This window comes from Paenibacillus sanfengchensis, from assembly GCF_036864765.1.
Classification (GTDB): domain Bacteria; phylum Bacillota; class Bacilli; order Paenibacillales; family Paenibacillaceae; genus Fontibacillus; species Fontibacillus sanfengchensis.
The window spans coordinates 350,860-374,110 of record NZ_JBAGJC010000002.1 but is presented as its reverse complement, the minus strand read 5'-3'; the positions used below and the strand labels follow the sequence as shown (position 1 = coordinate 374,110).

At 55.2% G+C, this 23,251-nt stretch carries 24 protein-coding genes; 18 read left to right on the top strand and 6 right to left on the bottom strand.

Annotation, left to right across the window (positions count from 1 at the left end; genetic code table 11):
* The first annotated feature begins 5 nt into the window (after positions 1-5).
* From V4U84_RS05095 to V4U84_RS05080, 4 genes are all read left to right on the top strand, one after another.
* Positions 6-875 carry an MBL fold metallo-hydrolase gene (locus V4U84_RS05095; RefSeq protein ID WP_334072373.1) on the top strand — a complete coding sequence of 290 codons (870 nt, stop codon included), beginning with the start codon at positions 6-8 and terminating at the stop codon, positions 873-875.
* Positions 876-1,022: 147 nt separating this feature from the next.
* Positions 1,023-2,219 (top strand): MGDG synthase family glycosyltransferase, encoded by a 1,197-nt coding sequence (locus V4U84_RS05090; RefSeq protein ID WP_334072372.1) that lies wholly within the window; start codon positions 1,023-1,025, stop codon positions 2,217-2,219.
* A gap of 17 nt (positions 2,220-2,236) precedes the next feature.
* Positions 2,237-3,448 (top strand): MFS transporter, encoded by a 1,212-nt coding sequence (locus V4U84_RS05085; protein ID WP_334072371.1) that lies wholly within the window; start codon positions 2,237-2,239, stop codon positions 3,446-3,448.
* Positions 3,449-3,494: 46 nt separating this feature from the next.
* Positions 3,495-4,025, top strand: coding sequence for a phosphatase PAP2 family protein (locus tag V4U84_RS05080; RefSeq protein WP_334072370.1), 531 nt, complete (start codon positions 3,495-3,497; stop codon positions 4,023-4,025).
* A gap of 152 nt (positions 4,026-4,177) precedes the next feature.
* Here the strand turns inward: V4U84_RS05080 and V4U84_RS05075 are convergent, their stop codons facing one another.
* Together V4U84_RS05075 and V4U84_RS05070 are read right to left on the bottom strand one after the other, a co-directional pair.
* The gene (locus tag V4U84_RS05075) at positions 4,178-5,389 is read right to left on the bottom strand and encodes an MFS transporter (RefSeq protein WP_334076853.1); all 1,212 of its coding nucleotides are present in this window, start codon (positions 5,387-5,389) and stop codon (positions 4,178-4,180) included.
* A 534-nt stretch (positions 5,390-5,923) separates the two neighbouring features.
* Positions 5,924-7,276: a GH1 family beta-glucosidase gene (locus V4U84_RS05070; RefSeq protein ID WP_334076852.1), complete on the bottom strand. Its 1,353-nt coding sequence runs from the start codon at positions 7,274-7,276 to the stop codon at positions 5,924-5,926.
* Between the two features lie 161 nt (positions 7,277-7,437).
* Here V4U84_RS05070 and V4U84_RS05065 point away from each other — a divergent pair, with 161 nt between their 5' ends.
* On the top strand, positions 7,438-8,907 hold the full coding sequence (locus tag V4U84_RS05065) for an FAD-dependent oxidoreductase (protein ID WP_334076851.1): 1,470 nt from the start codon (positions 7,438-7,440) through the stop codon (positions 8,905-8,907).
* Positions 8,908-8,909: 2 nt separating this feature from the next.
* On the opposite strand, the gene V4U84_RS05060 is transcribed toward V4U84_RS05065, so the two are convergent.
* Together V4U84_RS05060 and V4U84_RS05055 are read right to left on the bottom strand one after the other, a co-directional pair.
* Entirely contained in the window at positions 8,910-9,329 is a 420-nt protein-coding gene (locus V4U84_RS05060; protein WP_334076941.1) for an aminotransferase-like domain-containing protein, read from the bottom strand.
* Positions 9,235-9,918: a GntR family transcriptional regulator gene (locus V4U84_RS05055; RefSeq protein ID WP_334076937.1), complete on the bottom strand. Its 684-nt coding sequence runs from the start codon at positions 9,916-9,918 to the stop codon at positions 9,235-9,237. The genes V4U84_RS05060 and V4U84_RS05055 overlap by 95 nt, the downstream gene beginning before the upstream one ends.
* A gap of 175 nt (positions 9,919-10,093) precedes the next feature.
* On the opposite strand from V4U84_RS05055, the gene V4U84_RS05050 reads away from it, so the two are divergent.
* From V4U84_RS05050 to V4U84_RS05040, 3 genes are all read left to right on the top strand, one after another.
* Entirely contained in the window at positions 10,094-10,642 is a 549-nt protein-coding gene (locus V4U84_RS05050; RefSeq protein ID WP_334076850.1) for a GNAT family N-acetyltransferase, read from the top strand.
* A 304-nt stretch (positions 10,643-10,946) separates the two neighbouring features.
* A complete protein-coding gene (locus tag V4U84_RS05045; protein ID WP_334076849.1) occupies positions 10,947-13,244 on the top strand; it encodes an ATP-dependent DNA helicase in 2,298 nt (765 codons plus the stop codon).
* Positions 13,245-13,320: 76 nt separating this feature from the next.
* On the top strand, positions 13,321-13,713 hold the full coding sequence (locus tag V4U84_RS05040) for a cytochrome-c oxidase (RefSeq protein ID WP_334076848.1): 393 nt from the start codon (positions 13,321-13,323) through the stop codon (positions 13,711-13,713).
* Between the two features lie 555 nt (positions 13,714-14,268).
* Here the strand turns inward: V4U84_RS05040 and V4U84_RS05035 are convergent.
* A complete protein-coding gene (locus V4U84_RS05035) occupies positions 14,269-14,988 on the bottom strand; it encodes a 3-ketoacyl-ACP reductase (protein ID WP_334072363.1) in 720 nt (239 codons plus the stop codon).
* 124 nt (positions 14,989-15,112) lie between these two features.
* Between V4U84_RS05035 and V4U84_RS05030 the strand changes: the two genes are divergently transcribed.
* From V4U84_RS05030 to V4U84_RS04985, 10 genes are all read left to right on the top strand, one after another.
* A complete protein-coding gene (locus V4U84_RS05030; RefSeq protein WP_334072362.1) occupies positions 15,113-16,048 on the top strand; it encodes a helix-turn-helix transcriptional regulator in 936 nt (311 codons plus the stop codon).
* A 108-nt stretch (positions 16,049-16,156) separates the two neighbouring features.
* On the top strand, positions 16,157-16,678 hold the full coding sequence (locus tag V4U84_RS05025; RefSeq protein WP_334072361.1) for a GyrI-like domain-containing protein: 522 nt from the start codon (positions 16,157-16,159) through the stop codon (positions 16,676-16,678).
* 18 nt (positions 16,679-16,696) lie between these two features.
* Complete coding sequence (locus tag V4U84_RS05020; RefSeq protein ID WP_334076847.1) at positions 16,697-17,461, top strand: GNAT family N-acetyltransferase; 765 nt, start codon at positions 16,697-16,699, stop codon at positions 17,459-17,461.
* A gap of 117 nt (positions 17,462-17,578) precedes the next feature.
* The gene (locus V4U84_RS05015; RefSeq protein WP_334072359.1) at positions 17,579-18,022 is read left to right on the top strand and encodes a MarR family winged helix-turn-helix transcriptional regulator; all 444 of its coding nucleotides are present in this window, start codon (positions 17,579-17,581) and stop codon (positions 18,020-18,022) included.
* A 139-nt stretch (positions 18,023-18,161) separates the two neighbouring features.
* Positions 18,162-18,563 carry a DoxX family protein gene (locus V4U84_RS05010; RefSeq protein WP_334072358.1) on the top strand — a complete coding sequence of 134 codons (402 nt, stop codon included), beginning with the start codon at positions 18,162-18,164 and terminating at the stop codon, positions 18,561-18,563.
* Positions 18,564-18,625: 62 nt separating this feature from the next.
* Positions 18,626-19,246, top strand: a complete 621-nt coding sequence (locus tag V4U84_RS05005) for a nitroreductase family protein (protein WP_334072357.1) — start codon at positions 18,626-18,628, stop codon at positions 19,244-19,246.
* Between the two features lie 13 nt (positions 19,247-19,259).
* The gene (locus tag V4U84_RS05000) at positions 19,260-20,210 is read left to right on the top strand and encodes a ring-cleaving dioxygenase (RefSeq protein WP_334072356.1); all 951 of its coding nucleotides are present in this window, start codon (positions 19,260-19,262) and stop codon (positions 20,208-20,210) included.
* The gene (locus tag V4U84_RS04995; RefSeq protein ID WP_334072355.1) at positions 20,207-20,815 is read left to right on the top strand and encodes an alpha/beta hydrolase; all 609 of its coding nucleotides are present in this window, start codon (positions 20,207-20,209) and stop codon (positions 20,813-20,815) included. Before V4U84_RS05000 ends, V4U84_RS04995 begins: the two co-directional genes overlap by 4 nt.
* Positions 20,816-20,854: 39 nt before the next feature.
* Positions 20,855-21,466 carry a flavin reductase family protein gene (locus V4U84_RS04990; protein WP_334072732.1) on the top strand — a complete coding sequence of 204 codons (612 nt, stop codon included), beginning with the start codon at positions 20,855-20,857 and terminating at the stop codon, positions 21,464-21,466.
* Positions 21,467-21,603: 137 nt separating this feature from the next.
* Positions 21,604-22,080 carry a small multi-drug export protein gene (locus V4U84_RS04985; protein ID WP_334072354.1) on the top strand — a complete coding sequence of 159 codons (477 nt, stop codon included), beginning with the start codon at positions 21,604-21,606 and terminating at the stop codon, positions 22,078-22,080.
* 155 nt (positions 22,081-22,235) lie between these two features.
* Here the strand turns inward: V4U84_RS04985 and V4U84_RS04980 are convergent, their stop codons facing one another.
* Entirely contained in the window at positions 22,236-23,081 is an 846-nt protein-coding gene (locus tag V4U84_RS04980) for a hypothetical protein (protein ID WP_334072353.1), read from the bottom strand.
* Positions 23,082-23,251 lie beyond the last annotated feature (170 nt).

Sequence of the window (23,251 nt, the reverse complement as noted above, 5' to 3'; positions counted from 1 at the left end):
GTACAATGAGCCGTTTTGAACGAATCAGCGAGCATATTCATATCATGCATGCCGAGCATGAGACGGATCGGCCGATTCTGGCCCATATCCGGGGCAGCCGTAAGAGCCTCCTTATGGACGCGGGCAATTCCCCTAAACATGCGGCTCAGTTTCAGGAATATTTGCGGGAGCAAGGGCTGCCGAAGCCGGACTATGTGGTGCTGACCCATTGGCACTGGGATCATACCTTTGGGCTGCCGGCCTGGGACGTGCCGGTGATTGCCCAACGGCTCACGGCGGAGACACTGCGTCCGCTGGCGGATCTTCAATGGTCCGATGCGGTGCTGCGGCAGCTGTCGGATGAGGGCATCATCAGCGATCGCACCATCTCCGATATGAAGGGCGAATATGAGGATATCGCCGACATGCGGGCAATCGTGCCCGACCTTCTTTTTTCGGACGGACTGGATATCGACCTGGGCGGGGTGACCTGCTCGGTACATCATGTAGGCGGTGACCACGCGGAAGACAGCTGTTTCCTCTACGTAAAAGAAGACAAGACGCTGTTCCTCGGCGATGCGCTGGGACCTTCGGTATACGGCGGACCCCCATCTTATACGCCGGCCCATTTTTTGAAGCTGATGTCCCAAGTGTACGGCTACGGCGCGGAAATTTACGTGGAGTCTCACGGCGAGCCGGCGGAAAGGCAGGCTTTTCACGAGGATATCGGAAGATGGGAACAGTTTGCGCGGATCGTGGAGCGGTTTGGGGAAGACTCCGAGGCTGTCGCCCGCGAGATGTGCGATTACTTGAAAACGGAAAGTCTGCCGGACGAGTTTCGGAGCGCGATGGATTATTTTATGGCGGGATTGCGACGGAAGCCTAATGACAAGTAAAAAAGACATTTTCTGGACTATAGTCGGGGAGTTCCCCCGACGCCTGCCCGGTTTCGTTCACTTTGATCTTTTATATACTATTTATCGGAAAGTGAACAAAAGGAGCGGGAGAAACGTTAATATCGGTGGAAAGGCAGGTAGCTCGTCTTGAGAGATTTGAAAATCGTCATCCTGACCGCCGGATACGGTAACGGCCATATTCAGGTGTCCCGGACACTGCAGCAAACATTTTACCGGCGGGGGATCGGCAATGTCAGCATTGTGGACCTGTACCGGGAAGCGCACCCCGGCATGAACTCGATCTCCCGCTATTTGTACCTGTTCAGTCCGTACTTTTCGACGTATGGACTGGATTATTACGGCTGGAGTTATTACGCCACCCGGAATGCGAAAACGAACAGCGCTTTTGCGAAATGGAGCGGGTGGCTCGGCGTAAAGAAATTCGTCGCCATTCTGAAGGAACTGCAGCCGGATGCCATCATTTGTACTTTTCCTTTCGGCGGAATTTCCGAGCCATTGAAAAAGAACGGAATCTACGTTCCCTGGTTCACCGTCGTCACCGACTTCAGCCTGCATAACCGTTGGCTGCTTACACGCTCCGACCGCTTTTACGTGGCGACCGAGGATTTGAAAGCGGAGATGGTACGGCGCGGAACCGACCCCGATGCCATTACGGTTAGCGGTATTCCGGTTCGCGATCCGTTTTGCAAGCCTGCTGCGTCACGGCGGGAACAAGCCGAACCGCGCTCCATTCTGATTATTATGGGGGCGTTCATCCCCCTGCCGAATATTCAACTGGTCACTGCAAAGCTGCTGGCTTTGGAAAATGTGCGGGTCGATATCGTCTGCGGCGGGAACGACAAGCTGAAGCGGAGGCTGGAGCGTCGCTTTGCTGGGAATGACCGGCTTCGTCTGTTCGGATATGTCGAGGAGATCCATGACTGGATGCGCCGCTCTTCCTGTGTGATCACGAAAGCCGGCGGCATTACGCTGTCCGAGGCGATCCAAATCCGCACGCCGATCGTTATTTACCGGCCTTTTTCCGGACAGGAGCTGGAGAATGCCCGATACTTGAAGCGCAAAGGGGCGGCGTCGGTTGCCTCGAGCGTGGGCGAGTTGGTGGAGCAGGCCCGCGAAATTTTGGATTCCGAAGAAAAAAGAAACGAGATGATCAGGCAATACGAGGCCCTCGCCGTAGGTCACGCATCCGATACGATTGTAGAGGATGTGCTGAGTACGGTGGCGGAGATGCCGGTCAGAGCCGGAGAGGAGTACCGCCGTCAGGTTGTTTGCGTCGGCGGACCGCTGACCGAGGATGATAAACCAGATAAATATGGAGTATAGGAGAGTTTAGTAAATTTATGAAGCGATCAGCACAATCCGCATGGCGGAGTCAATTTTCTCCTTCTTTTCTGCATCGTTCAGCAATTTTGTTTTTGACCGAAATGGCTCGAAGCGCTTTTCTGATTTCCTTTCTTCCCGCCTTTGCGAAAGAACAGCATATTACTTTGGCGGCTGTTGGAGTGGCGATCTCGGTGCACTATTTGGCCGACACCTTGATCAAGGTCGTAGCGGGATACGTGCTCGACCGGTTTCCGGCCCGGCTGATCTTGAACTTGTTCTTGCTGCTCGGCCTGCTTGGTTTGCTCGTTTCCTATGGCGTGAGCGCCCCTTGGGCCATCATACTCGGGGCCGGATTGATCGGCATCGGGGTATCCCCCGTATGGCTGCTGTGCCTTTCGCAAATTCAGGAGGACAGCCGGGGCTCGCAAATGGGTTCGGTCTATACGATCTGGCTGGTGTCTCTCGGGCTTGGCCCGGTCGCGGTCAACTTTTTGATCGACCAGAGTTATGCGCTGTCGTTCTGGCTGCTCGCCGGATTATGGTGTGCCGGCTGGCTGCTGGCGGCCGTGGTTAAAGTCGAATTCCCGTCCGCCAGTCAAATTGCCGCGATTCCGTTCGGGCAGCAAGTGCGGGAGATGAAGAACAAGCTTAAGCAAATGAAGCCGCTCGTTCCGGGCATGATCGTTCAGACGATGGCGGCGGGGCTGCTGGTGCCGGTGCTGCCGAGCTTTGCTTCGGAATACCTTGCCCTGGATTACTCGGGATATTCCATCGTCTTGATGGCCGGCGGAGCGATGACCGTGCTCCTGCTGATTCCAATGGGCCGCCTGGCCGACAAGTGGGGACACAAATGGCTGTTGATCGTCGGCTTTGGCGCTTTGGCCGCTTGCCTGGGGCTGCTTATTTACTCCCGGCAGATGTTCAGCACCATGCTCCTCGCGGTCTGCCTCGGTGCCGCTTATGCCGCCGTGCTGCCTGCCTGGAACGCGATTCTGTCCTACTTTGTCCCGGCCGAGCAAAAAGCGACGGGTTGGGGCGTTCTCTCCGGCATTGAAGGAATCGGCGTCATCATCGGGCCGATGTTGGGCGGATGGATGGCCGAGAGCTTCGACGCGACGGTAACGGTGGGCATCAGCGCCGTGCTGCTGTTCGCGATTACGATATTTTACTGGGTCCGGCCCGTCAGTTCGTACAAGACCGCCGGACAAAAGGCAGGACAGCCGCACTAGCCGCACGCCCTGTTTATAAGTTTGCTTCCGCTTGGAGTGTGGGGACATGAAAAACCGCTATTATCTTAGAATGCGCGAATATGACAACCGGCTGTTTTTGTGGTGCAACCACAAGATGCGAAAACGCTGGCTGGATGGGCTTCTGAAAAAAATCACCCATTTGGGCAGCGCGGCTTTCACTATTGGCTGCGTCCTGTCCGTGATTCTGTTTGCGGAGGGACCGTGGCGGCGGACCGGCTGGCTAAGCTTGATTGCGTTGACGGTGAGCCATCTGCTGGCCGTGTTGGTCAAGAACGCGTTTCAGCGTGTCCGGCCTTATAATGCCTTGCAGCAGGCCAACATCGCCATCCTTCCGCTGAAGGATTATTCTTTCCCGTCGGGGCACACGACGGCGGCGTTCTCCGTCGCGATTCCTTTTCTGTTCGTGGCCCCGGGGCTGGCGCAAGTCCTGCTGTTGATCGCATCGATCGTCGGCCTGTCGCGGATTTACCTGGGCGTGCATTATCCCTCCGATTGCCTGGCCGGCTGCTTTCTCGGAACGGGAACAGCCCTGCTGGTCGTGCTGGGGGCGTCATAATATGACACATAAAAAAGGTGAGCTAAGCTGTTGGCTTAGGTCACCTTTTTGCGATGTAAAATACCCGGGAAAACTCCCGTTATTTCCGCCAAACTCCGCAGCGGCCGTCGGATCCTGCCCGGCCACGCCGCTTCCCCAACGGTCCGGCCGGCCTACGCCGCCTCCCGCCTGCGCTCGCCGATATAGCTGATTGCGCCAAGGATCAGCGCGAGGCTGACGAGCAGCGAGCCGATCCACGGCAGCGACGTCAGGCCCAGGTGGGGGATAGCCAGCCCGCCGATGAAGGCGCCGGCGGCGTTCCCCAGGTTGCCGGCCGAGTGGCTGGAGGTGGAGGCGAGGGCCGGCGCGGCCTGGGCCAGGCTCATGATGCGCACCTGAAGGCCGGGCATCACCCCGAACGAAGCGACGCCCCAGAAGAATATCGTGATGACCGCCAGGACCGGGCTCTGAATCGTGAAGGTGAAGACGCTGAGAAGAACGGCCACCAGCAGATAAAGCCCGAGCAGCGATGGCATCAGCTTCCAGTCGGCCAGCCGGCCGCCCAGAATATTGCCGATGGTCACGCCGCAGCCGAAGATGACCAGAATCCAGGTCACGCTGTGCTCGGCAAAGCCGGTGATGTCCTGAAGGAGCGGGGCGATGTAGGTAAAGACGGCAAACAGACTCGTATTGCCGAGCGCCGCGATCAGCAGGAACAGCAGCAGCTTCGGGCGCAGCAGCGAGCGGATTTGCTGGGCTATTCCGCCGGGCGCTTCCTGGCGCAGCCGCGGCACGAGCAGCAAAATGCCGGCCAAGGCGATGACGCCCATGATGGCGATGGCGCCGAAGGAGGCACGCCAGCCCAGCTGCTGGCCGATGAAGGTGCCGAGCGGCACGCCGACGATATTGGCGATGGTCAGGCCGGCCATCATGATCGAGACGGCGCCGGCGCGCTTCTCCGGCCGGACGAGGCCGGCGGCGATGACGGCGCCGACGCCGAAAAACGTGCCGTGGGTCAGCGCGGTCAGTATGCGCGCCGCCATTAAAACCGTATAATTCGGTGCAAAGACGGAGATGCCGTTGCCCAAGATGAACAGGATCATCAGCAGGCAGAGCAATCCTTTTTGCGGGATACGCTGGGTCAGCAGCGTCAGGATCGGGGCGCCGATCGCTACGCCCATGGCGTAGGCCGTAATCAGCTGCCCGGCGGTAGAGATGCTGACATGCAGGTCAGTCGCCACATTCGGGAGCAAGCCCATGATGACGAATTCGGTCATGCCGATGGCGAATGAACCGACCGTCAGCGATAGGAGCGCGACGGGGAACGGTTCTTTTTTGACGGAGGCCGAAGCCTTCGTTTCACTAAGAGACGGTGTGGAATTCATAAAGTACAACCTTTCTGAAGATCGGGTCTTCCCATATTGAATGCGGTGCAGGACAATAAGCTCCTTTGTGACCGCTATGATTCCCCCGCAGCCGAATCGGGCCGAAATAGCGCTCTAAAACAAAAGGCCGCTAATGCGGCGTTACAGCACTTTAGCCTTTAATTTAACGGGAAAACCACCCGTTAATTTTCGTCTACTGGGCCTCGGAGAGGATTTAGCTGGAAAAACTCCATCTATTTCGCGGTCCAAACCGCCGTTATAGGCAATTTCAGGCGAATTAGCGGGAGGTGTCCAGCTAATTTGCTCGGCAGCCGCATAGGGTACCAAATTAACAGGAGAAATTCCCGTTAAATGGGTGCCCGTCCCTCATTTTTCAATCAAGGATTCAACTTATACAGCTACTAATTATTAAGTTTAAACCGGATAAGATCAAGGGTTAATTTCGTCCGTTGTCCTCAAAATCGAAATGTAACCGCTTGCCCCGCAAAAAAGAGCCTCAACCCACCCTAAGGTGAGTCAGAGGCTCTTTCAAACTCACAGCATGTCGCCGTTGCTCTCAATGACGGATCGGTACCAGTACCCCGAATCCTTAATGGTTCGTTTGCCGTCGCTATAATCGACATGCACAAGGCCGAAACGTTCGTGGTAGCCCTCGGCCCACTCGAAGTTATCCATGAAAGCCCAGCAGAAATAGCCTTTGACCGGCACGCCGTCGGCGGCCGCCCTGCGGTATTCCCGCAGGTAGCGGTGGAGGAAGTCGATGCGCTGCATATCATGGACCTTGCCCTCCAGGCTGACCCAGTCCATGCTGGACAGGCCGTTTTCCGTGATCATGATCGGAAGGCCGTATCGTTCGTGGAACAGCTTGGGTCCCCAATACAGGGATTCCGGCGTCACCGTCCAGCGGATCATCGTCTCGGGATGGCCGACCGCGTTGCCGATCGTCTCGGGCTGTCCGTCCGCTCCTTTTTGCACCGGGGTGCCGTGGTAAATGTTGAGACCCAGAAAATCAAGCGGCTGGCGGATGGTTTCCATATCGCCGGATTGGATCTTCGGCAGCCAAGGCTCGAATACGCGAAGTCCGTCCTCGGGATACCTTCCGAAAAAGACGGGATCCATATACCACGTATTCATCCAAAACGAAGGCTCCGTAATGCCGAAGGTCCGCTCCCGGGCGGCCTCGATATTCTCCGGCGTCGGCGTGACGGGGTACGAGGTGATGCCGACCGGGGCATAGCCGATCTCACAAGGTTGCTTGGAGGTCTGCCGCAGCGCTTGAACCGCTTTGCCGTGCGCCAGCAGCGAGTTGTGTACCGCCTGCAGCCATTCGGCGAGCCCGAGCTTCAGCCCCGGAGCATGGGTGCCGGTAAAATGGCCGAGCCCGAGGTAGCACTGCGGTTCGTTTTGCGTGAACCAATGCTTGACCCGGTCGGACAGGCGCTCGGCGATCACCCGCGTATACTCGGCAAACCAGTCCGAGCTTTCCGGGTGGAGCCAGCCGCCCTTTTTAAACAGTTCATGAGGGTAGTCCCAATGAAAAAGAGTCACATAGGGAACGATACCGTTCTCCAGAAGTTCATCAACCAAACGATCATAGAAATCCAGGCCCTTGTCGTTGACGCGGCCAATTCCTTCCGGCAGCACCCGCGGCCAGGAGATGGACATGCGGTAAGCTTTTAACCCGAGCTCCTTCATGATCTGTACGTCTTCTTTATAACGATGGTAATGATTGCAGGCCACTTCCCCGGTATGTCCGCTTTTGATAAAACCCGGAATCCGGGAGCACATATCCCATACGGATAATCCTTTTCCGTCCGCATGGGCCGCCCCTTCGATTTGGTAGGCCGCCGTGGCCGCTCCCCAGACAAAGTCGTGTTGAAAGCTCATGGTTATCTCCTTTTTAATATTTTGTTATCTATAATTATAAAATAATAGCTAACAGAATAACAGGTGACCGCTAAGATAAGATAGAGCAAGCAATTTGACTGGATACCGGTATTTTCTGGAGTTACAATAAAATTACAATCTGTAGGCGAGGAGAATGACCTTTGAATAAAAAACACTGGAACAAATTTTTACGGTTTGTCATCGTATTTCTCGGCTGGACTCTATTTGTCTCGGGGTTTGCGGTAGCGGGGCCGACCTCGACCGTTCGGGCGGCGTCCGACTCTTGCGGGGCCGGCTGCACCCGCTATGACGTCGTGCTGATCGGCAGTGAAATCGAAGGGGTGCTGCTGGCGAAATCCGCCCGTGATCTCGGGCTGAAGGTGCTGATTCTGGACCCGCGCGGCAAGCCGGGCGGCGAATTGATCCAGGGCCAGATGCTCGTCCTGGACGAGCCGAATGATAATAAGAAGCGGAGCCTGGTCCAAGGCGAATTGAAGTCGTTGTACGACGGGTATAAAGCGGGAACGATCCGGAAGCTGGCCGCGTTTGAACGCTATTTCAACAGGCTGATCCGCGGCATTCCACTGGAGAAAGGCGTCGTGATCGAAGGGCTGGCAACCGCGCCGCGGGAGGAAGGCAAGCCGGGAAGGTCACTGAAGTCGCTGACTTACCGCGCGAAGGACGGCTCGGAGCATACGGTGCGGGCGGAGTATTTTGTGGAGAATACGGATTTCAACGCATTGACCGGCAGGCTAAACGTCAAGCGGATTCCGGGGATGGAGAGCCTGTATAAAAGCAAGAAGCCCGATTATATGGCGGCCACGTATATGCTGAAGTTTAAAAATGTCGATTGGAAGGCGCTGCATCAAGCCGTTCTGGAGGACTACCCGCTTACCCATGTCCGCGAAAAATATGGCTCCAATACTTATGTCGATTGGGATTTTGCCACCGGCTTCAGCAATTTGACTTATAACTACAAGCCGCGGGACAGTCAATTGATGCTGCGCGGTCTGAATGCGACCTACCAGCAGGACGGCGAGGTCATTATCAACAGTCTGCTGATATACGATGTGAATCCGGCCGATCCGAAGTCCGTCGCTTCTGCTGTGGGGAAGGCGAAGGCGGAGGCGCCTTATATTTTGGAATATTTGCGCAAGCACATTCCCGGTTTTGCTGAAGCGGAATTAAACGGCTACCCGGATTATTTGTACATTCGCGACTACAACCGGTATGAGACGGAATACATGCTGGATTATCCCGACCTTATGTCGGGCCGGATGTTTTGGGACAATGTGACGATCGGCGGCTATCCCGTCGATTTGCAGGCCACCCGGATCGTCAAAAAAGGGATCGGCTACGGAAAGCCCGACCGGTACGGTATCCCGCTGCGCTCTTTCAAGTTGAAGAACTATGACAACGTACTGGTGGCGGGCAAAAATGTCGGCGCCGCGATCAAAGCTTACGGCAGCGCGCGCATTATCCCCACAACGGCGCTGGCCGGGGAGACCATCGGCATAATCCTTGGCCGTGAGCTTAAACAGGGCAAGCGTCTGGATGAGCTGACCCCGGCCGATTTCCAGCGGATTCACCGCTATCTGGAGAAGGAGTATCATATCCGGCTGACCCGCTGAAATTATGTTCGCCCGGGTTCGCTCAGGTACGCGGACCAAGCTTCATACAGGCGCTTTATGCCTTCGTCAATTTGTTCCGTACGGATGCCCCCGAAACCGACCATAAAGCGCTTTTGGTCGGTTTCGGTTTTTTTGTGCCAGAAAAAGGCCGCCGACGCGATTCTGACGCCGGCTTCCCCGGCTAATCGCAGCAGCTCTGCTTCGGTCAGCAAGGAGCGGATTTCCAGCACAAGGTGCAGCCCCGCCGCATCCCCCAAAATGGCGGCCCGGTCGCCGAAGTGCTCTTGAATGGAGGCGGTCAACCGCTGGTTCTTTTTCCGGTATAAATTACGCATTCTGCGAACATGTCTTTCGAAGTACCCCCTTTTGATGAACTGTTCCAGAACCCGCAGGTGAATTCGCGAGGCGGAAGCTTCGAACATGAGATCCCGCCGCAGGTCGTGATACCGGGAAGCCAGGTGTTCGGGAAGCACCATGTAGTGAATGATATTGAACCAGCATCTGCTGCTGCTCCGCGACGACAATCCGGCCGGGATCGCAGATCACGCCGCGGAATTGGCGCAGATATCCGGCAATTTCCCGGCGCAGTCCGAGCTCCCCTTGGGCATCTCCATAAAACATCAGCTCCCGGTTTTCGGGTCCGAACAGCTGATGGTGGAGCCTTTTCCAAACGGAAAAAGGGAACAGGTTGAAGTCATTCTTGGAGAGATGAAAATCATAGAGGATCTCCCTCGGAGCGTGCCTTTGTTCGGTCTGGACGTCGGAGGCTTGAGGAGCTATGTTCTCTCCCGGGTGTACTGCCTGTCTGCCGAGTTTCCCGTAAGCTTCCGGCAGCTTGGCCACATAGTAGCCCCGCCTTGGCCGGCTCTCGATAAAGCCTTCGGCGATCAACTGTTGGTACGCGAGTTCAACCGGCGTCGTGCTGAGCGACAAAAATTCGGCGAGCTTGCGGATGGAGGGCAAGCGGTTTTCCTCTGTGAGAACTCCGTTTATGATGTTCTGTTTGATCATCTCGTAGATTTCCTGGTATCGGTAGTTTGGGCGGGAATCGGATACCGGCGGACGAAGGTTCGCAAAAAAATCCATTTCTAATCTGTCCTTTTATTTTGACGAATTTGTATATTTTTAAGTATACAATAACTTGCTATAGTGGATGATAAAAGACCGAAGGGATGATGGAAGTACGATGAAATACGCCAGATTTTTGGAAGGGAAGCAGGTTTATTTGCGCCCGATCGGCATGGAGGATGCGGAGTGGTATTTTTACGATTTATACGATCCGGAAACGCGTCGGCTGACGGGAACCCAGCGGCATTTCACGAAGGAGGGGATCGCAGCCTATATCGAACGCAAAAATCAGGACGACTCCAGCGTTCTGCTGCTGATCGCCCTGCGGGAGAACGACGAATTGATCGGGGATATCGCGTTACAGGATATCGATTCTTATAACCGGAACTGCAACATCCGCGTCGCGATCAGTTCGCAGGCACAGACGGGAAAAGGCTACGGCAGCGAGGCGTTACGGCTGATGCTGGATTACGGGTTCGGCATCCTGAATATGCACCGCATTGAATTGAATGTCTTCGATTACAACCCCCGCGCGCTCCATGTTTACGAGAAGCTTGGCTTTAAGCGGGAAGGGGTTCAGCGCGAAGCGCTCTATTACAATCACAAGTATCACGATTCCATTACGATGAGCCTGTTGGAGCATGAATTCCGGGCGGCGAAGGGCTAGCAGAAATAGGGGATAACGTGCAAATTCCTGCAAATCTGCAAGCTTTTTTTCCTCATAGGGGGAAAAATTAAAAATTCCTGCGAATCTGCAAGCTTTTAAGGCGGAACAAGGGAATTTTACGAATGTGTCCGAAAATTCCTGCAGATTTGCAGAAATTTTGATCGGAGCTCGAGAGACGGCTAAAATTCCTGCAGATTTGCATCTTTTTGAGCTGCCAAGGGATTCCCCATGTTCGGCTAGGTACTCCTTACCTCCGCACCTATGCTATAATTGGAACGAATGTTCTGTGACGGCGGAGGAAACGATGAGCAATCCGGTTATTAATATAGCGGTAAGGCCATTGGTAGAGTATGTGTTTCGCGGCGGCGATCTGGACGTCGGAGGCTTCCGGACGGCCCATGCTCTGGTCGAGGGAACCCGGGCGCATCAGCAGGTGCAGCGCCATTACGGCGAGGGTGATGAGAAGGAAGTGTATGTGTCGGCGGAGATTCCTTGCGGGGATCTCCTTTTTGCCGTGGACGGGCGGTGCGACGGTCTGCTGCGGGAAGCGGACGGGGCGCTGACCGTCGACGAAATTAAGTCGACATCCGGCGATCTGGCGATGATTGCGGAGGACACGTATCCCGTACACTGGGCCCAGGCCAAATGCTATGCCTATATCTTGGCGAAGGACCGCGGTCTGGCGCGGATGAATGTCCAGTTGACCTATGTTCAGCTTCCTTCCGGCGAGCAAAAACGGTTCCGGCAGTCGGCGGAATTCACCGAACTGGAGGATTTTGTGCAGGAGGTGGTGCGGAGCTATGCGCCATTCGCAAAAATGCTGCGGGATCACCGGCAGGCGCGGGACCGCAGTATTGCGGAGCTCGCCTTCCCTTTCCCGGCCTACCGGGCGGGACAGCGGAAGCTGGCGGGTGCGGTCTACAAGACGATTGCGGAAAAAGTGAATCTGTTCGCCAAAGCGCCGACCGGCATCGGGAAAACGATCTCCACCACCTTTCCCGCCATCAAGGCGATCGGCGAAGGGCATTTGCAGCATCTGTTCTACCTGACCGCCCGCACAATTACGCGGACCGCGGCGGAGGAGGCTTTTGCGCTCATGGAATCGGGGGGACTGCGCCTGCATGCGGTGACCATTACCGCGAAGGAAAAGGTCTGCTTCCAGGAGGAGATCAGCTGCCGGAAGGAAGACTGTCCATTTGCCGACGGCTTCTATGACCGAATCAATGGGGCCGTGCTGGACATCCTGTCGCGGGAAACTCGGATCACCCGCCAGGTTATCGAGAAGTATGCCCGCAAGCATACGGTATGCCCGTTCGAATTTTCGCTGGAGCTGGCCTACGCCGCCGATGCTCTCATATGCGATTACAACTACGTGTTCGACCCCCGGGTTTCTCTAAAAAGAATGTTCGCCGAGCAAAAGAGCCGGACCGCGCTGCTGGTGGACGAGGCGCACAATCTGGTCGACCGGGGGCGGGAGATGTACTCGGCCGTTTTGGAAAAGGCCGATTTCCTCGCCCTGCAGCGGGCATACAAAGGCGTCAATGCCGGGGTACATCGGGCGGCCAAGGCGGTCAACGGATACTTTATCGCGCTGCGCAAAACGATCGAGGGGCAGCCTCGGGTAGACCGGGACAAGCCCGAGGACCTGCTCGCCTTGCTGGAGGAATTTATCCTCCAGGCGGAGCCGGAGCTCGCTTCACCCGGACCGATGACCGCAGCCTCCGGTGACCGTGAACTGCTGCTAGAGGCTTATTTTGGCGCTCAAGCTTTTGTGCGGATCGGCAATTTGTACGACGAGCGGTATGTCACCTATGCGGAAGACGCCGCCAATGACGTACGGATCAAAATGTTCTGCCTCGATCCTTCCCATCTGCTGCGGGAAGCGGGGAAGGGATTCCGCTCCTCGATCTTTTTCTCGGCGACCTTGTCGCCGTTATCCTATTACCGGGACATGCTCGGGGCCGGGCCGGGGGATTATACGGTCTCCATTCCTTCGCCGTTCTCCCGGGAACAGCTGGACGTCCAAATTCATCCGCTGTCGACGCGGTACCGAGACCGGGAGCGGACGAAGGAGGCGCTGGCGGAGCTGCTGCGTCGGTTGGTGGCGGAAAGGCCGCCGGGGAATTACCTGTTCTTTTTCCCTTCGTATGCCTATATGAACCTGATTTATGAGGCGTTTGCCGTGGATGTTCCGGAGGGCGTCCGGCTCCTCGTGCAGCGGGGAGAGATGTCCGAAGCGGAGCGGGAGGCGTTCTTGGCGGCCTTTGAGGCGGGGCGGGAGGATACGCTGGTCGGTTTTGCCGTGATGGGCGGCATTTTTTCGGAAGGCATCGATCTGGTGGGCGACCGGTTGACGGGCGTGGCTGTGGTGGGGGTCGGGCTGCCGCAAATCGGGCTGGAGCGCGATATCATCAAGGAGTATTTTCAGGCGCAGGGCAAGGACGGATTTGATTACGCCTACGTATATCCGGGGATGAACAAGGTGCTGCAGGCCGGAGGCCGGCTGATTCGGTCGGAACGGGACCAGGGCGTACTGCTGCTGGTGGATGACCGGTATCGGCAGCCCCACTATGCGAGGCTGCTCCCGGAGGAGTGGTCATGAAGCGGGCCAAGCAGGAATACAATGGTGAGGAAATCCAGTGTTTGAACTTTTTGTGACAAAAAGGAGGTCAAACCGCATGACGATCACCGGGATCACCTACCTGAAAGTATCGGTCGTCTATTTCGTTGTCGGCATTCTGCTCGGCATGTACATGTCCATGAACCATGACTATGATCTGGGGAGCGTCCATGCGCATGTCAACCTGCTGGGATGGGCCTCGTTCGCGCTGGCGGGCGTGATCTACTGGTTGTTCCCCAAGGGCGCCGCGAGCTTGCTGGGGGTTCTCCAATTCTGGACGCATATGATCGGTTTCCCGGTCATGATGATCGCGCTGGCTTTGGTGATGAAAGGAAATGCCGCCTTTGAGCGGATTACCGCGCTCGGGGCGACGCTGGTGGCGGTGAGCGTGCTTCTGTTTGCGGTGAATGTGTTTCTCAACGTGCGACCGGAGCATGGAACGCGGAAGTAGGCGGAGCGTCGTGGCGAGCGGGGGCCGGCACCCGGGAATTCCCTGGCTGCCCGCCACATTAACGGACTTTTGGGATGCTATTTCGCCCGATGCGGACTCGTGGGAATCATAGCGGTCAAAAGGGCCGCCTGAGGGAAGTCTAACGGCTGTAGCAGCCGCTATTTAACGTAAAGGAACCCTTTCGAAAATCTAGCGGTCGTGAACGCCGTTATTTCCCTGGATTCTCGCCCAAACAGCCTGTTTATGCGAAATAAGCGCCGTGGCGGCCGTTAGAATGGGAAGTCGGCGTTTTCAGGGCAAATAACGGCTGTGGCGACCGTTAGAATGGTTTAGAGGGGAGACGACGACTTTGAGTCCGCCACTTTGCTTGCCGAAGTGCGGATAGGCCCAAAATGGGCAGCACTAAGGAAGGTTTGATGCAACGTCAATGCCTAAAAGTCTGCTATTCCATACCGATGAGCAGAATTTTGACAAAGCAGCAGCGCAAAAGGCCCATTATTAGCAAAAAAAGAAGCCGCGATTTCCGCGGCTTCTTTTTTGGGTCATCCCCGCTTATTACTGCGGGTTGGTCGTCCAGATGCCCGCCGTTTTGACGAAAACGCGGCTCGGCAGCTTCAGCGTAGCCAAAGCGAGCTCGGCCACGTCCTCCGGCTGCATCATCCGGTCCTCGTCGCCGATCTTTAGCCCCGTGTTCACGGCCAGTTCGGTGTTCACCGTACTTGGGGTGAGCGCGACGACGCGGATGTTGGACTTGCGGACCTCCTGCATCAGCGATTCGGTCAGTCCGAGCAGCGCGAACTTCGAAGCGCAGTACGCGGAACCGGTCGCAAAGCCGCGTTCGCCGGCCGTGGACGCGACGTTGATAATGTCCCCGCTTTGCTTCTCCAGCAGATGCGGCAGCGTGGCGCGCGTCACATAGTACGTGCCCATGAGGTTTACGTTGATGATCCGCTCCCAGTCGGCCGGATCCATGTCGTTTAGGGTCGCGAACTTGGCGATACCCGCATTGTTGATCAAAATGTCGACGGTGCCGAGCGCGCCGATCAGCTGGGATACGGCAGCTTCGGCCTCTTCGCGTTTGGATATGTCGGCGGAAGCGATATGTACCTGGATGCCGAATTCGCCGGAAAGCTGTTGTTTCAAGGCTTCCAGGTCACTCGCTGTGCGGGCGATCAGGCCCAGATTCACGCCTTCTTTCGCGAGGGCGGTGGCGACCGCTTTGCCGATCCCTTTCCCTGCGCCGGTAATAATGGCGGCTTTGTTTTTTAATTCCATCCTTCTCTACCTCCGGTTTATAATGATGGTGAGACGCAATGCTTCCCCTTTATTATAAAGGATACGAAGGTGAAGTACTATTTTGCATAGAGATAGGGAACGGAAAGGGGGGGGCGCGAACCCGATGAAAACGGAACGTCTGTTGGCGATGACCGTACTGCTGCTCAATCGCGGCCGGATGAGCGCCAAAGAGCTGGCCGAGCGGTTTGAGGTTTCCGTCAAAACGATATATCGGGACATGGAAACGTTAAGCCGCGCGGGGATCCCGGTGGTGGCGCTGCAAGGGGCGTCCGGCGGGTTTGAAATCATGGACCGCTACACATTGGACAGGTACATGATAACGCCGGAGGAAATCGGCTCTCTGCTTTCCGCCGTGCGGGGCGCGAGCCAAGCGATCCAGGACCGGACCTATGATGACCTGGTGCAGAAGTTCATATCGCTGCTGCAGCCGGAAGGCAGGCTCCCCGTGACGAAGGGGGAAACGGTCATCTTTGATTTTCACCCTTGGGGTCAGGGGAGTACCGCCAAGCAAAAACTCGTGCTGCTCCGGCAGGCGATAAGCGAGCGGCGGATAGCCAGCTTCATCTATATCCGCCAGGATGGGAGCGACAGCCGCCGGACCGTGGAGCCGACGGTTCTTGTGATGAAAGGCGGCGTCTGGTACCTTCAGGCGTATTGCCGGGAAAGGAACGATTTCCGGATTTTCCGGCTGTCCCGGATCCATGAGGTAAACCTGCTCCCGGAAACCTTCGAGTTGCGGGAAGCCCCCAGGCTGGAAAGCTACGAATGGGACAAGTCCTGGTCGGGCCGGGAGGAGACGCCGGTTCGGCTGGTGTTCCGGGCGGAAGCGCGATACCGGTTCGGGGACACCTTTTTTCCCGAGCAGATCACGGCTCGTCCGGACGGCGGCTTTACGGTGGAAGGCAACTTTGCGGTGGACGAGTGGTTTTGCGGGATGCTGCTGAGTTATGGCGATCTTGTCAAGGTGGAGCATCCGTCCTCTCTGGCGGAGGAGATCAAGTCCCGCGCGGAACGAATCGTTCGAGTGTATGACAGGTAAAGGTAAGAAATTTTTTAAAATTGGTGCAGAACCGGATTTAAACTGGACAGACTGGTGTCCAGGTCGCTCCTGTAGAATAAGAATATCTTTGAAGGGGGCGATACAACGATGAATCACGATCAAGAGTTCAAGCTGGAAAAGGAAATTCAGGTGGCCGGCATCTCCGTACGGACGACAAATGCGGAGGAAGGCGGTCCGGAGGGACGGCTCCCGGGACTGTGGGACCGCTATTTCCGGGAAGGTGTTGAACAGCCGGATACACTTCAAAATCCGCACCTGCTGTATGCGGTGTACACCGATTATGAAAGTGATGCCTCCGGGGCATATACGGTGATTCTCGGGCATGAGCTGCAGGAGTCCGCAGAAGGCGGCGGGGCCCTGTACTCCGTGGAACGTCAGCACGAAAACGGGTATCGGAAGGCGGCCATTTCGGCTTCCGGGTACAAAGTGTTTGAAACGCGGCGGGGCCCGGTATATCAGGTGGTGGCCGAGGCGTGGGGACAAATTTGGGCTTATTTCCAAAATTCGTCCGAGCAAAGGGCCTACACCGCGGATTATGAGCTGTACGATTTGCGGAACTTCGATCCGGAGAACGCGGTAGTATCCATTTATATTGCCTTAAAATCATAAAAAGGTGAGGATTCAAGCATGGAATTCATTGAGATGACGCCGGAACGGCTGGAACGGGAGCATATCTGCTGCGCGCTGGGAGCGAAAGCCTACGAGGAGGCGGTAAACAGCAAAAAAAGCTGGTTGAAGGACCGGATGGCGGAGGGGCTCACGTTTGTCAGGCTCAACGAGCGGGCCAAGGTATTTATCGAATACCTGCCTGCCGAGGCGGCCTGGGTTCCCGTGCATGCTCCCAATTATATGATGATCAATTGCCTGTGGGTCAGCGGGAAATACAAAGGCCAGGGCTACGGGCGAAAGCTGCTGGAACGCTGTATCGCGGATGCCCGGGCGCGGGGAATGGACGGCGTGGTTCACGTGTTTTCGGACAAAAAGATGCCGTATTTGAGCGAGCGGAAGTTTTTCCTTAATCACGGCTTTGAAGTCGTGGACGAGGCGGAGCCTTACTATGAGCTGGCGGTGTTGAGATGGAACGACGCTGCTCCGCTGCCGTCCTTTAAGGAGAGCGCCCGGTCTTTGACCGTGAACGAGGACGGCCTGGTGGTCTATTATACGCCGCAATGCCCGTTTGCCGCCGGGGTGCTGCAGGAATGGCAGGCGGTTGCGGAGGAGCGGGGGATCCCGTTCCGGGCTCATCGCATCCTGTCGCGGGAGGAGGCGCAAAAGGCGCCCGCGCCTTGGACGACATTCGCTTTCTTTTACGATGGCCGGTACGTCGGTCATGAAATGATGAGCCGAAAAAAATTGGAACAGGTTCTTGAAGGGGTTGCCGGGGAAACCTAGGGCGAGCCCTTTTTTTTGTGGAGGGGTTGACAAAGCTTAAAAATCATATTATCTTAATATCGAGATAAATAACATCGAGATAAATTAAGATAAAGGCGAAAAGGAGGAGAACTTCTCATGACTTATAATCAACAGGACGCCCTCGATCTGCACATTGCGCTATCGCGGGCCAGTCAATGGGTCGGGGCCCACACGGACCGGGATATCCGGCAATACGGACTGACGCGTACGGAGTTCGGGGTGCTGGAGCTGCTGTATCATAAAGGGCCTCAACCGATTCAACAAATCGGCGGCAAAGTATTGATGAGCAGCGGCAATATCACGTACGTGGTCGATAAGCTGGAGCAGAAAGGCCTGGCCTGCCGCAAAGCCTCCACGGAAGACCGGCGTTTGACTTACGCGGAAATTACGGAGAAAGGCTCCAAATTTATCGAAGAAGTCTTTCCCAAGCATGCGGAAGCCATCGCCCGGGCGACCGCGGGATTGACGGAGGATGAGAAGCGGGTGGCCAGCGCTCTGCTGAAGAAGCTGGGGAAGTACGCCCAGGAGGGCTTTAAGTAGTAGAGTGAGATAGACGTGACGAATGTAACGAAAGCCGGTACCTAAGCCGGACGAAGGCTTGGGGCCCTTTTTTTAAATTAATATCTTAATGATGAGATTCTTGATATATAACAATGCAAATTCAAAGGAGATGGAATAAATGAGTATAGCTATCGGGTTGTTCATTTTGCGGTTGGTGGTCGGTTTGTCATTTATGGCGCATGGGGCGCAAAAATTGTTTGGCTGGTTCGGCGGATACGGCCCGAAGGGGACCGGCGGATGGATGGAGTCCCTGGGCTTGAAGCCGGGGGTGCTGATGGCGGTGTTGGCCGGTTTGGGCGAGTTTGTCGGCGGTCTCCTGTTCGCTGCCGGATTTTTGACTCCGCTTGGGGCGGCGTTGATCGCGGTGACCATGATCATGGCGATCGTCACGGTACACGGTAAGAATGGATATTGGTCCACCGCGAACGGGTACGAGTACCAACTGCTTATTATCGGCGTTGCCGCCGCTGTAGGTTTGGCCGGTCCGGGAGCGTATTCTTTGGACGCTCTGGTTTTTTAAGTGATATAATCGCTGGACCCGAAAGACTTTATAAAAATTGTTGAAAATGAGGAGACTGTACCATGAGCGAATTTACGGAATTGTTGAAAAACCGCCGTTCGGCCAGCAAATTTATCCAGGGGGTAGACATTCCCGAGCAAGATTTGAATGAGATTTTCAGCCTGGCCAAATACGCCCCCTCGGCGTTTAATCTTCAGCATGCCCATTATGTCGTAGTGAAGGATCCGGAACTCAAGGAAAAAGTATACGAGGCTGCCAACAAGCAATACAAGATACGTACCGCCTCCGCCGTGATTGCGGTTATGGGGAATACCCACGCCTACAAGGATGCGGCTACGCTTAATGAGGGCTTGCTGACGCTGGGCGTGATGAGCAAGCAGGAATACGATCTGACGGTGAAATCGACCACCGCGTTCTATGAGGAACGGGGCGAGGTCTTTCAACGGGAAGAAGCGATCCGCAACGCCAGCTTGTCCGCCATGCAAATGATGCTGATCGCCAAGGATCACGGATGGGACACCTGCCCCATGATCGGTTTTGATCCGGTCGCGTTGTCCGAGGTCTTGGGCACACCGGAATCCTATGTTCCGGTCATGCTCATCGCGATCGGCAAGGAAGATACCGCAAGCCAGCGCCCGCGCGGTTACCGCAAGCCGGTGGCCGAATTCGTCAAATATCTGTAAGGAGGCGAAAAATATGCCGCAACGTACCGCAGGAATCCATCACATTACCGCGTTTGTCCCGGGACCGCAGGAAACGGTTGATTTTTATTCGGGAATCCTGGGACTGCGGTTGGTTAAGAAAACGATCAATTTTGACGCGCCTGAAGTGTATCATCTGTACTTTGGGGATGAAGTGGGGCATCCCGGAACGATTATCACCTTCTTCCCATCCCCGGGCTCCCGTCGCGGCCGGATTGGCGGTGGTCAAGTCGGCGTGACGACGTATGCGGTTCCCCCCGGAACCCTCGGTTTTTGGGAGGAACGCTTGCACCGGTTTAAGGTTTCCGTGGAAAAGAGGGAGAAATTCTCCGAAACGGTGCTTCGCTTCCGCGATCCTTCCGGCTTGGTCCTGGAGTTGGTGGAGCGGGCGGAAGGGAAGGCCAGCGCATGGTCATTCGGCGGTATCCCGGCCGACCATGCGATCAAAGGGTTCGGAGGTGCGGTCCTATACAGCCTGTCTCCCGATAAAACGAGCCAATTGTTGGAACAGGTGTTTGGAATGGAAAAAATAGGAGAGGACGGGTCCTACGCCCGATACAAAACGGCGGGAGACTTAGGTAATATAATCGATATCAACGTGAACCCGGTGGAGCCTGGAAACGGCGGCGCCGGTACTGTACACCATATCGCCTGGCGGGCGAAAGATGACGAGGAACATGCGGCCTGGAGAAACAAATTGGCGGGGCTTGGTTATCAGGTCACCCCTATTGTGGACCGGCAGTATTTCAACGCGGTCTATTTCCGGGAAGAGGGAGGCATTCTGTTCGAAATCGCCACCGATCCGCCGGGATTTGCCAGGGATGAGCCTGTGGACAAGCTGGGCGAGAAGTTGATGCTGCCTGACTGGTACGAGGAGCATCGGGCGTTGATCGAAGCAAATCTGGAACCGATTGAGGTTCGGGTATTGAAGGAGGATCAGGTATGAAGCATATTTTTCAGCAGGGAACCAATTCGGACGCGCCCGTGCTGGTACTTTTTCACGGCACCGGCGGAACCGAGCGGGATCTGCTGCCGCTGGCCGGAATCATCTCTCCACAGTCTTCGGTACTGAGCGTCCGGGGGAATGTGTTGGAGAATGGAATGCCGCGTTTTTTCAGACGCTTGTCTGAAGGCGTCTTCGATGAGGAAGATCTTGTGTTTCGCACCGCGGAACTGAACGATTTCCTGGATGAAGCGGCGCAGAATTACGGCTTCAACCGTCGGAACCTGGTCGCGGTCGGCTACTCCAACGGTGCGAATATTGCCGGCAGTTTGCTCTTTCATCATAAGGACGCTTTACGCGGAGCTATCCTGCATCATCCGATGGTGCCGCGGCGGGGGATTTCCCTGCCGGCCTTGGACGGGGTTCCGGTCTTCATCGGAGCCGGAAGAAATGATCCGCTTTGTTCGCCGGAAGAGTCGGAGGAGCTGGAACGGCTGCTGGCGGAAGCGGGAGCGAAGGTGACGGTCCACTGGGAAATGTCCGGCCATCAGCTGTCGCCCTCCGAGGTTGACGCCGCCTCGGTTTGGTATCAACGGACCTTCGCCTAAATTCCTACTAATGAGAGGGGGAGCCTTATGTCGCCGAAAATGCGCTCGATCGACCCGGATGCCCAGAGCGAACGGGACAATTATAAGCTGCTGACGGGCACGATCATTCCGAGGCCGATCGCGCTGGTGACCACCCTGTCCGCCAGCGGGATCCTGAATGCGGCCCCGTTCAGTTACTTCAATATCGTGACCGCCGATCCGCCGATGATCTCGGTTTCTGTCCAGCGCAAGCAGGGGCAGCCCAAGGATACGGCCCGGAATGCGCTGGAGCGCGGGGCCTTCGTCGTCCATATTGCGGATGAATCTTACATCGCGCAAGTCAACACGACGGCGTCGCCCCTGCCGCCGGAGGAGAGCGAGGCCGCCTTGGCGGAGCTGACGGCGATCGCGAGCGAGCGCATTTCGGTGCCCGGCGTAGCCGAAGCCAAGGTACGGATGGAGTGCCTGCTGGAGCAGGCCCTTCCGATCGGGGGCAAGGCCGGCGCACCGGCGGCCGATCTGCTGATCGGCCGGGTGGTCCGGTTTCATATCGCGGAGGCGATTTATGAAGACGGACGCATCGACGCCGCCGGACTGGGAGCCGTCAGCCGGCTAGCCGGGCAGAATTATGCCCGGATCGGCGGCGTGTTTTCCTTGCAACGGCCGGAATAAGATCGGCCGGATCAGAGCGTTCCCCCGCAGCCGAAGGTTGCAGGGGAACGTTTTTTTGAGTACGCTCATAAAGGGAGCGGGGGCGAGTGGCAAGGCATCGCTTCACCAAGAATCGGACTGGGAGGGAAGAGACTTATATGTTGGAATGGGCTGAACAGGCCGAGGGGATCTGGCAATATGTCGCTTTATTTTTGCTGGCGGCCGCGCCTTGGCTAGACGTGTTTATCGTCGTTCCGGCCGGAATCGTCTGGGGGTTATCGCCGGTCGCCGTGGCTATCGTCGGGTTTGCCGGCAATTTTCTAATGATCGTGCTGCTGGGGCTATTGTTCAATACATACCGGAATTGGCGTGATAAAAGGAGAGAGGCAAAAGGCATTACGGCCGAAAACAAAAGAGAGACCCGCGCAAGAAATCTGTGGGAGCGCTACGGCCTGCCCGGGCTCGCGCTGCTGGCGCCGGTGCTGGTCGGGACGGATCTCGCGGCTTTGATGGCGCTGACGTTCGGTTCCTCACGGACCCGCGTGATCGGCTGGATGGGCGTCAGCCTGGTCGGATGGACCGTCGTGATGACCCTGGGCTCCGTATACGGCTTTAGCTATATTAACTGGATTTAGACGAGAAAACTCCTTTTTATGAGGAGTTTTTTTCATCCGGTTGCATCAGACTTACTAACAGTGACCAAAGAGAGTTAATTGAAATGCTTGAGGCAAACGGAAGCTCCGGTAAAATCACAATAAGTGAGAGCTAAAATTTAAAGGGTGGGATTTACCTAGCCCTTTTTTGCATTAATTTGCTTTGTATTTATCAAGTTGAACCATTTTTGAAATTCACTTTGACTAATTTTTTTAATGGTTTTTACTTTTTTGCTTTCCAAAGAGTATCTATATAATTTTTTTTGGTTAGATGGATACTCACTTATATAGTCCAAATTTTTTCCATTTTTATGCCATAAAATCAGGCTTGTGCTAATATAATCCGTTTCCCTGGGAAGATATATAAAGGCATCCTTTGTTGTATTATAAATGGCTAAGGAGCTGCTTGATGTATCACCGTACGAAAAAGCAATTTGATCTTCTTTAGGTGACCAGTTATAAGCAGGAATTGATTCAATATCTTTTTTACCTTTAGCCTTTAACAGATCATTAACAATAGCAGATTTTCCGGTTTTAAGATTGACCAGTATTAAGGTATCTCCCGCACTATGTTGTGCCTGTATAGCTAACCATGTATTAGAAGGAGATAATGCTGCGCTCGAAATATCACACAGTTTATCATTATATCCATCTGTTTTAATGGTGTAACTCTTTTTTCCTTTTTTAATCGATATTGATGTAATAACACTTTGCTCAGGACCCGGAGCATTTTCTAGCTCAATTTTTTTTGCTACTAACGAAATACTTTTCTCTTTCCAGATCACCTGATTTGAAGTTTCGCTCTTTTTAAATTTAGTTATGGACTGATATACAGATGGATTTACAGTATTAATTGAACTTTTAACATACGTATTAGAGCGTAATGTACTTTTAGCATCGGCAACAGAAAAGCCACTTACACTTCCCACCAGCACTATACTCGACAGGAAAGCAGTAGCATATTTTAATTTTAGATTTTTCATTTTAATTGTTCCTTTGCAAAAAAAAATTATTAGTCTACAAGACATGATCCAAAGTTTTCCTAAAACTATATCTATATACATAGACGTGAAAATCGTGAATTTGTTTCTGATTTATTGAAAGAGCCTTATTGCCCCGGTGCGGACCGCGAAATCAGGGGTCACTTTTATAT

Excerpts from the sequence above, each read along its gene's own strand:
- V4U84_RS05095 (WP_334072373.1), top strand. The coding sequence starts at position 6 with ATGAGCCGTTTTGAACGAATCAGCGAGCATATTCATATCATGCATGCC.
- V4U84_RS05085 (WP_334072371.1), top strand. The coding sequence starts at position 2,237 with ATGAAGCGATCAGCACAATCCGCATGGCGGAGTCAATTTTCTCCTTCT.
- V4U84_RS05080 (WP_334072370.1), top strand. The coding sequence starts at position 3,495 with ATGAAAAACCGCTATTATCTTAGAATGCGCGAATATGACAACCGGCTG.
- V4U84_RS05075 (WP_334076853.1), bottom strand. The coding sequence starts at position 5,389 with ATGAATTCCACACCGTCTCTTAGTGAAACGAAGGCTTCGGCCTCCGTC.
- V4U84_RS05070 (WP_334076852.1), bottom strand. The coding sequence starts at position 7,276 with ATGAGCTTTCAACACGACTTTGTCTGGGGAGCGGCCACGGCGGCCTAC.
- V4U84_RS05060 (WP_334076941.1), bottom strand. The coding sequence starts at position 9,329 with ATGTTCGAAGCTTCCGCCTCGCGAATTCACCTGCGGGTTCTGGAACAG.
- V4U84_RS05055 (WP_334076937.1), bottom strand. The coding sequence starts at position 9,918 with ATGATCAAACAGAACATCATAAACGGAGTTCTCACAGAGGAAAACCGC.
- V4U84_RS05050 (WP_334076850.1), top strand. The coding sequence starts at position 10,094 with ATGAAATACGCCAGATTTTTGGAAGGGAAGCAGGTTTATTTGCGCCCG.
- V4U84_RS05045 (WP_334076849.1), top strand. The coding sequence starts at position 10,947 with ATGAGCAATCCGGTTATTAATATAGCGGTAAGGCCATTGGTAGAGTAT.
- V4U84_RS05040 (WP_334076848.1), top strand. The coding sequence starts at position 13,321 with ATGACGATCACCGGGATCACCTACCTGAAAGTATCGGTCGTCTATTTC.
- V4U84_RS05035 (WP_334072363.1), bottom strand. The coding sequence starts at position 14,988 with ATGGAATTAAAAAACAAAGCCGCCATTATTACCGGCGCAGGGAAAGGG.
- V4U84_RS05030 (WP_334072362.1), top strand. The coding sequence starts at position 15,113 with ATGAAAACGGAACGTCTGTTGGCGATGACCGTACTGCTGCTCAATCGC.
- V4U84_RS05025 (WP_334072361.1), top strand. The coding sequence starts at position 16,157 with ATGAATCACGATCAAGAGTTCAAGCTGGAAAAGGAAATTCAGGTGGCC.
- V4U84_RS05020 (WP_334076847.1), top strand. The coding sequence starts at position 16,697 with ATGGAATTCATTGAGATGACGCCGGAACGGCTGGAACGGGAGCATATC.
- V4U84_RS05015 (WP_334072359.1), top strand. The coding sequence starts at position 17,579 with ATGACTTATAATCAACAGGACGCCCTCGATCTGCACATTGCGCTATCG.
- V4U84_RS05010 (WP_334072358.1), top strand. The coding sequence starts at position 18,162 with ATGAGTATAGCTATCGGGTTGTTCATTTTGCGGTTGGTGGTCGGTTTG.
- V4U84_RS05005 (WP_334072357.1), top strand. The coding sequence starts at position 18,626 with ATGAGCGAATTTACGGAATTGTTGAAAAACCGCCGTTCGGCCAGCAAA.
- V4U84_RS05000 (WP_334072356.1), top strand. The coding sequence starts at position 19,260 with ATGCCGCAACGTACCGCAGGAATCCATCACATTACCGCGTTTGTCCCG.
- V4U84_RS04995 (WP_334072355.1), top strand. The coding sequence starts at position 20,207 with ATGAAGCATATTTTTCAGCAGGGAACCAATTCGGACGCGCCCGTGCTG.
- V4U84_RS04990 (WP_334072732.1), top strand. The coding sequence starts at position 20,855 with ATGCGCTCGATCGACCCGGATGCCCAGAGCGAACGGGACAATTATAAG.
- V4U84_RS04985 (WP_334072354.1), top strand. The coding sequence starts at position 21,604 with ATGTTGGAATGGGCTGAACAGGCCGAGGGGATCTGGCAATATGTCGCT.
- V4U84_RS04980 (WP_334072353.1), bottom strand. The coding sequence starts at position 23,081 with ATGAAAAATCTAAAATTAAAATATGCTACTGCTTTCCTGTCGAGTATA.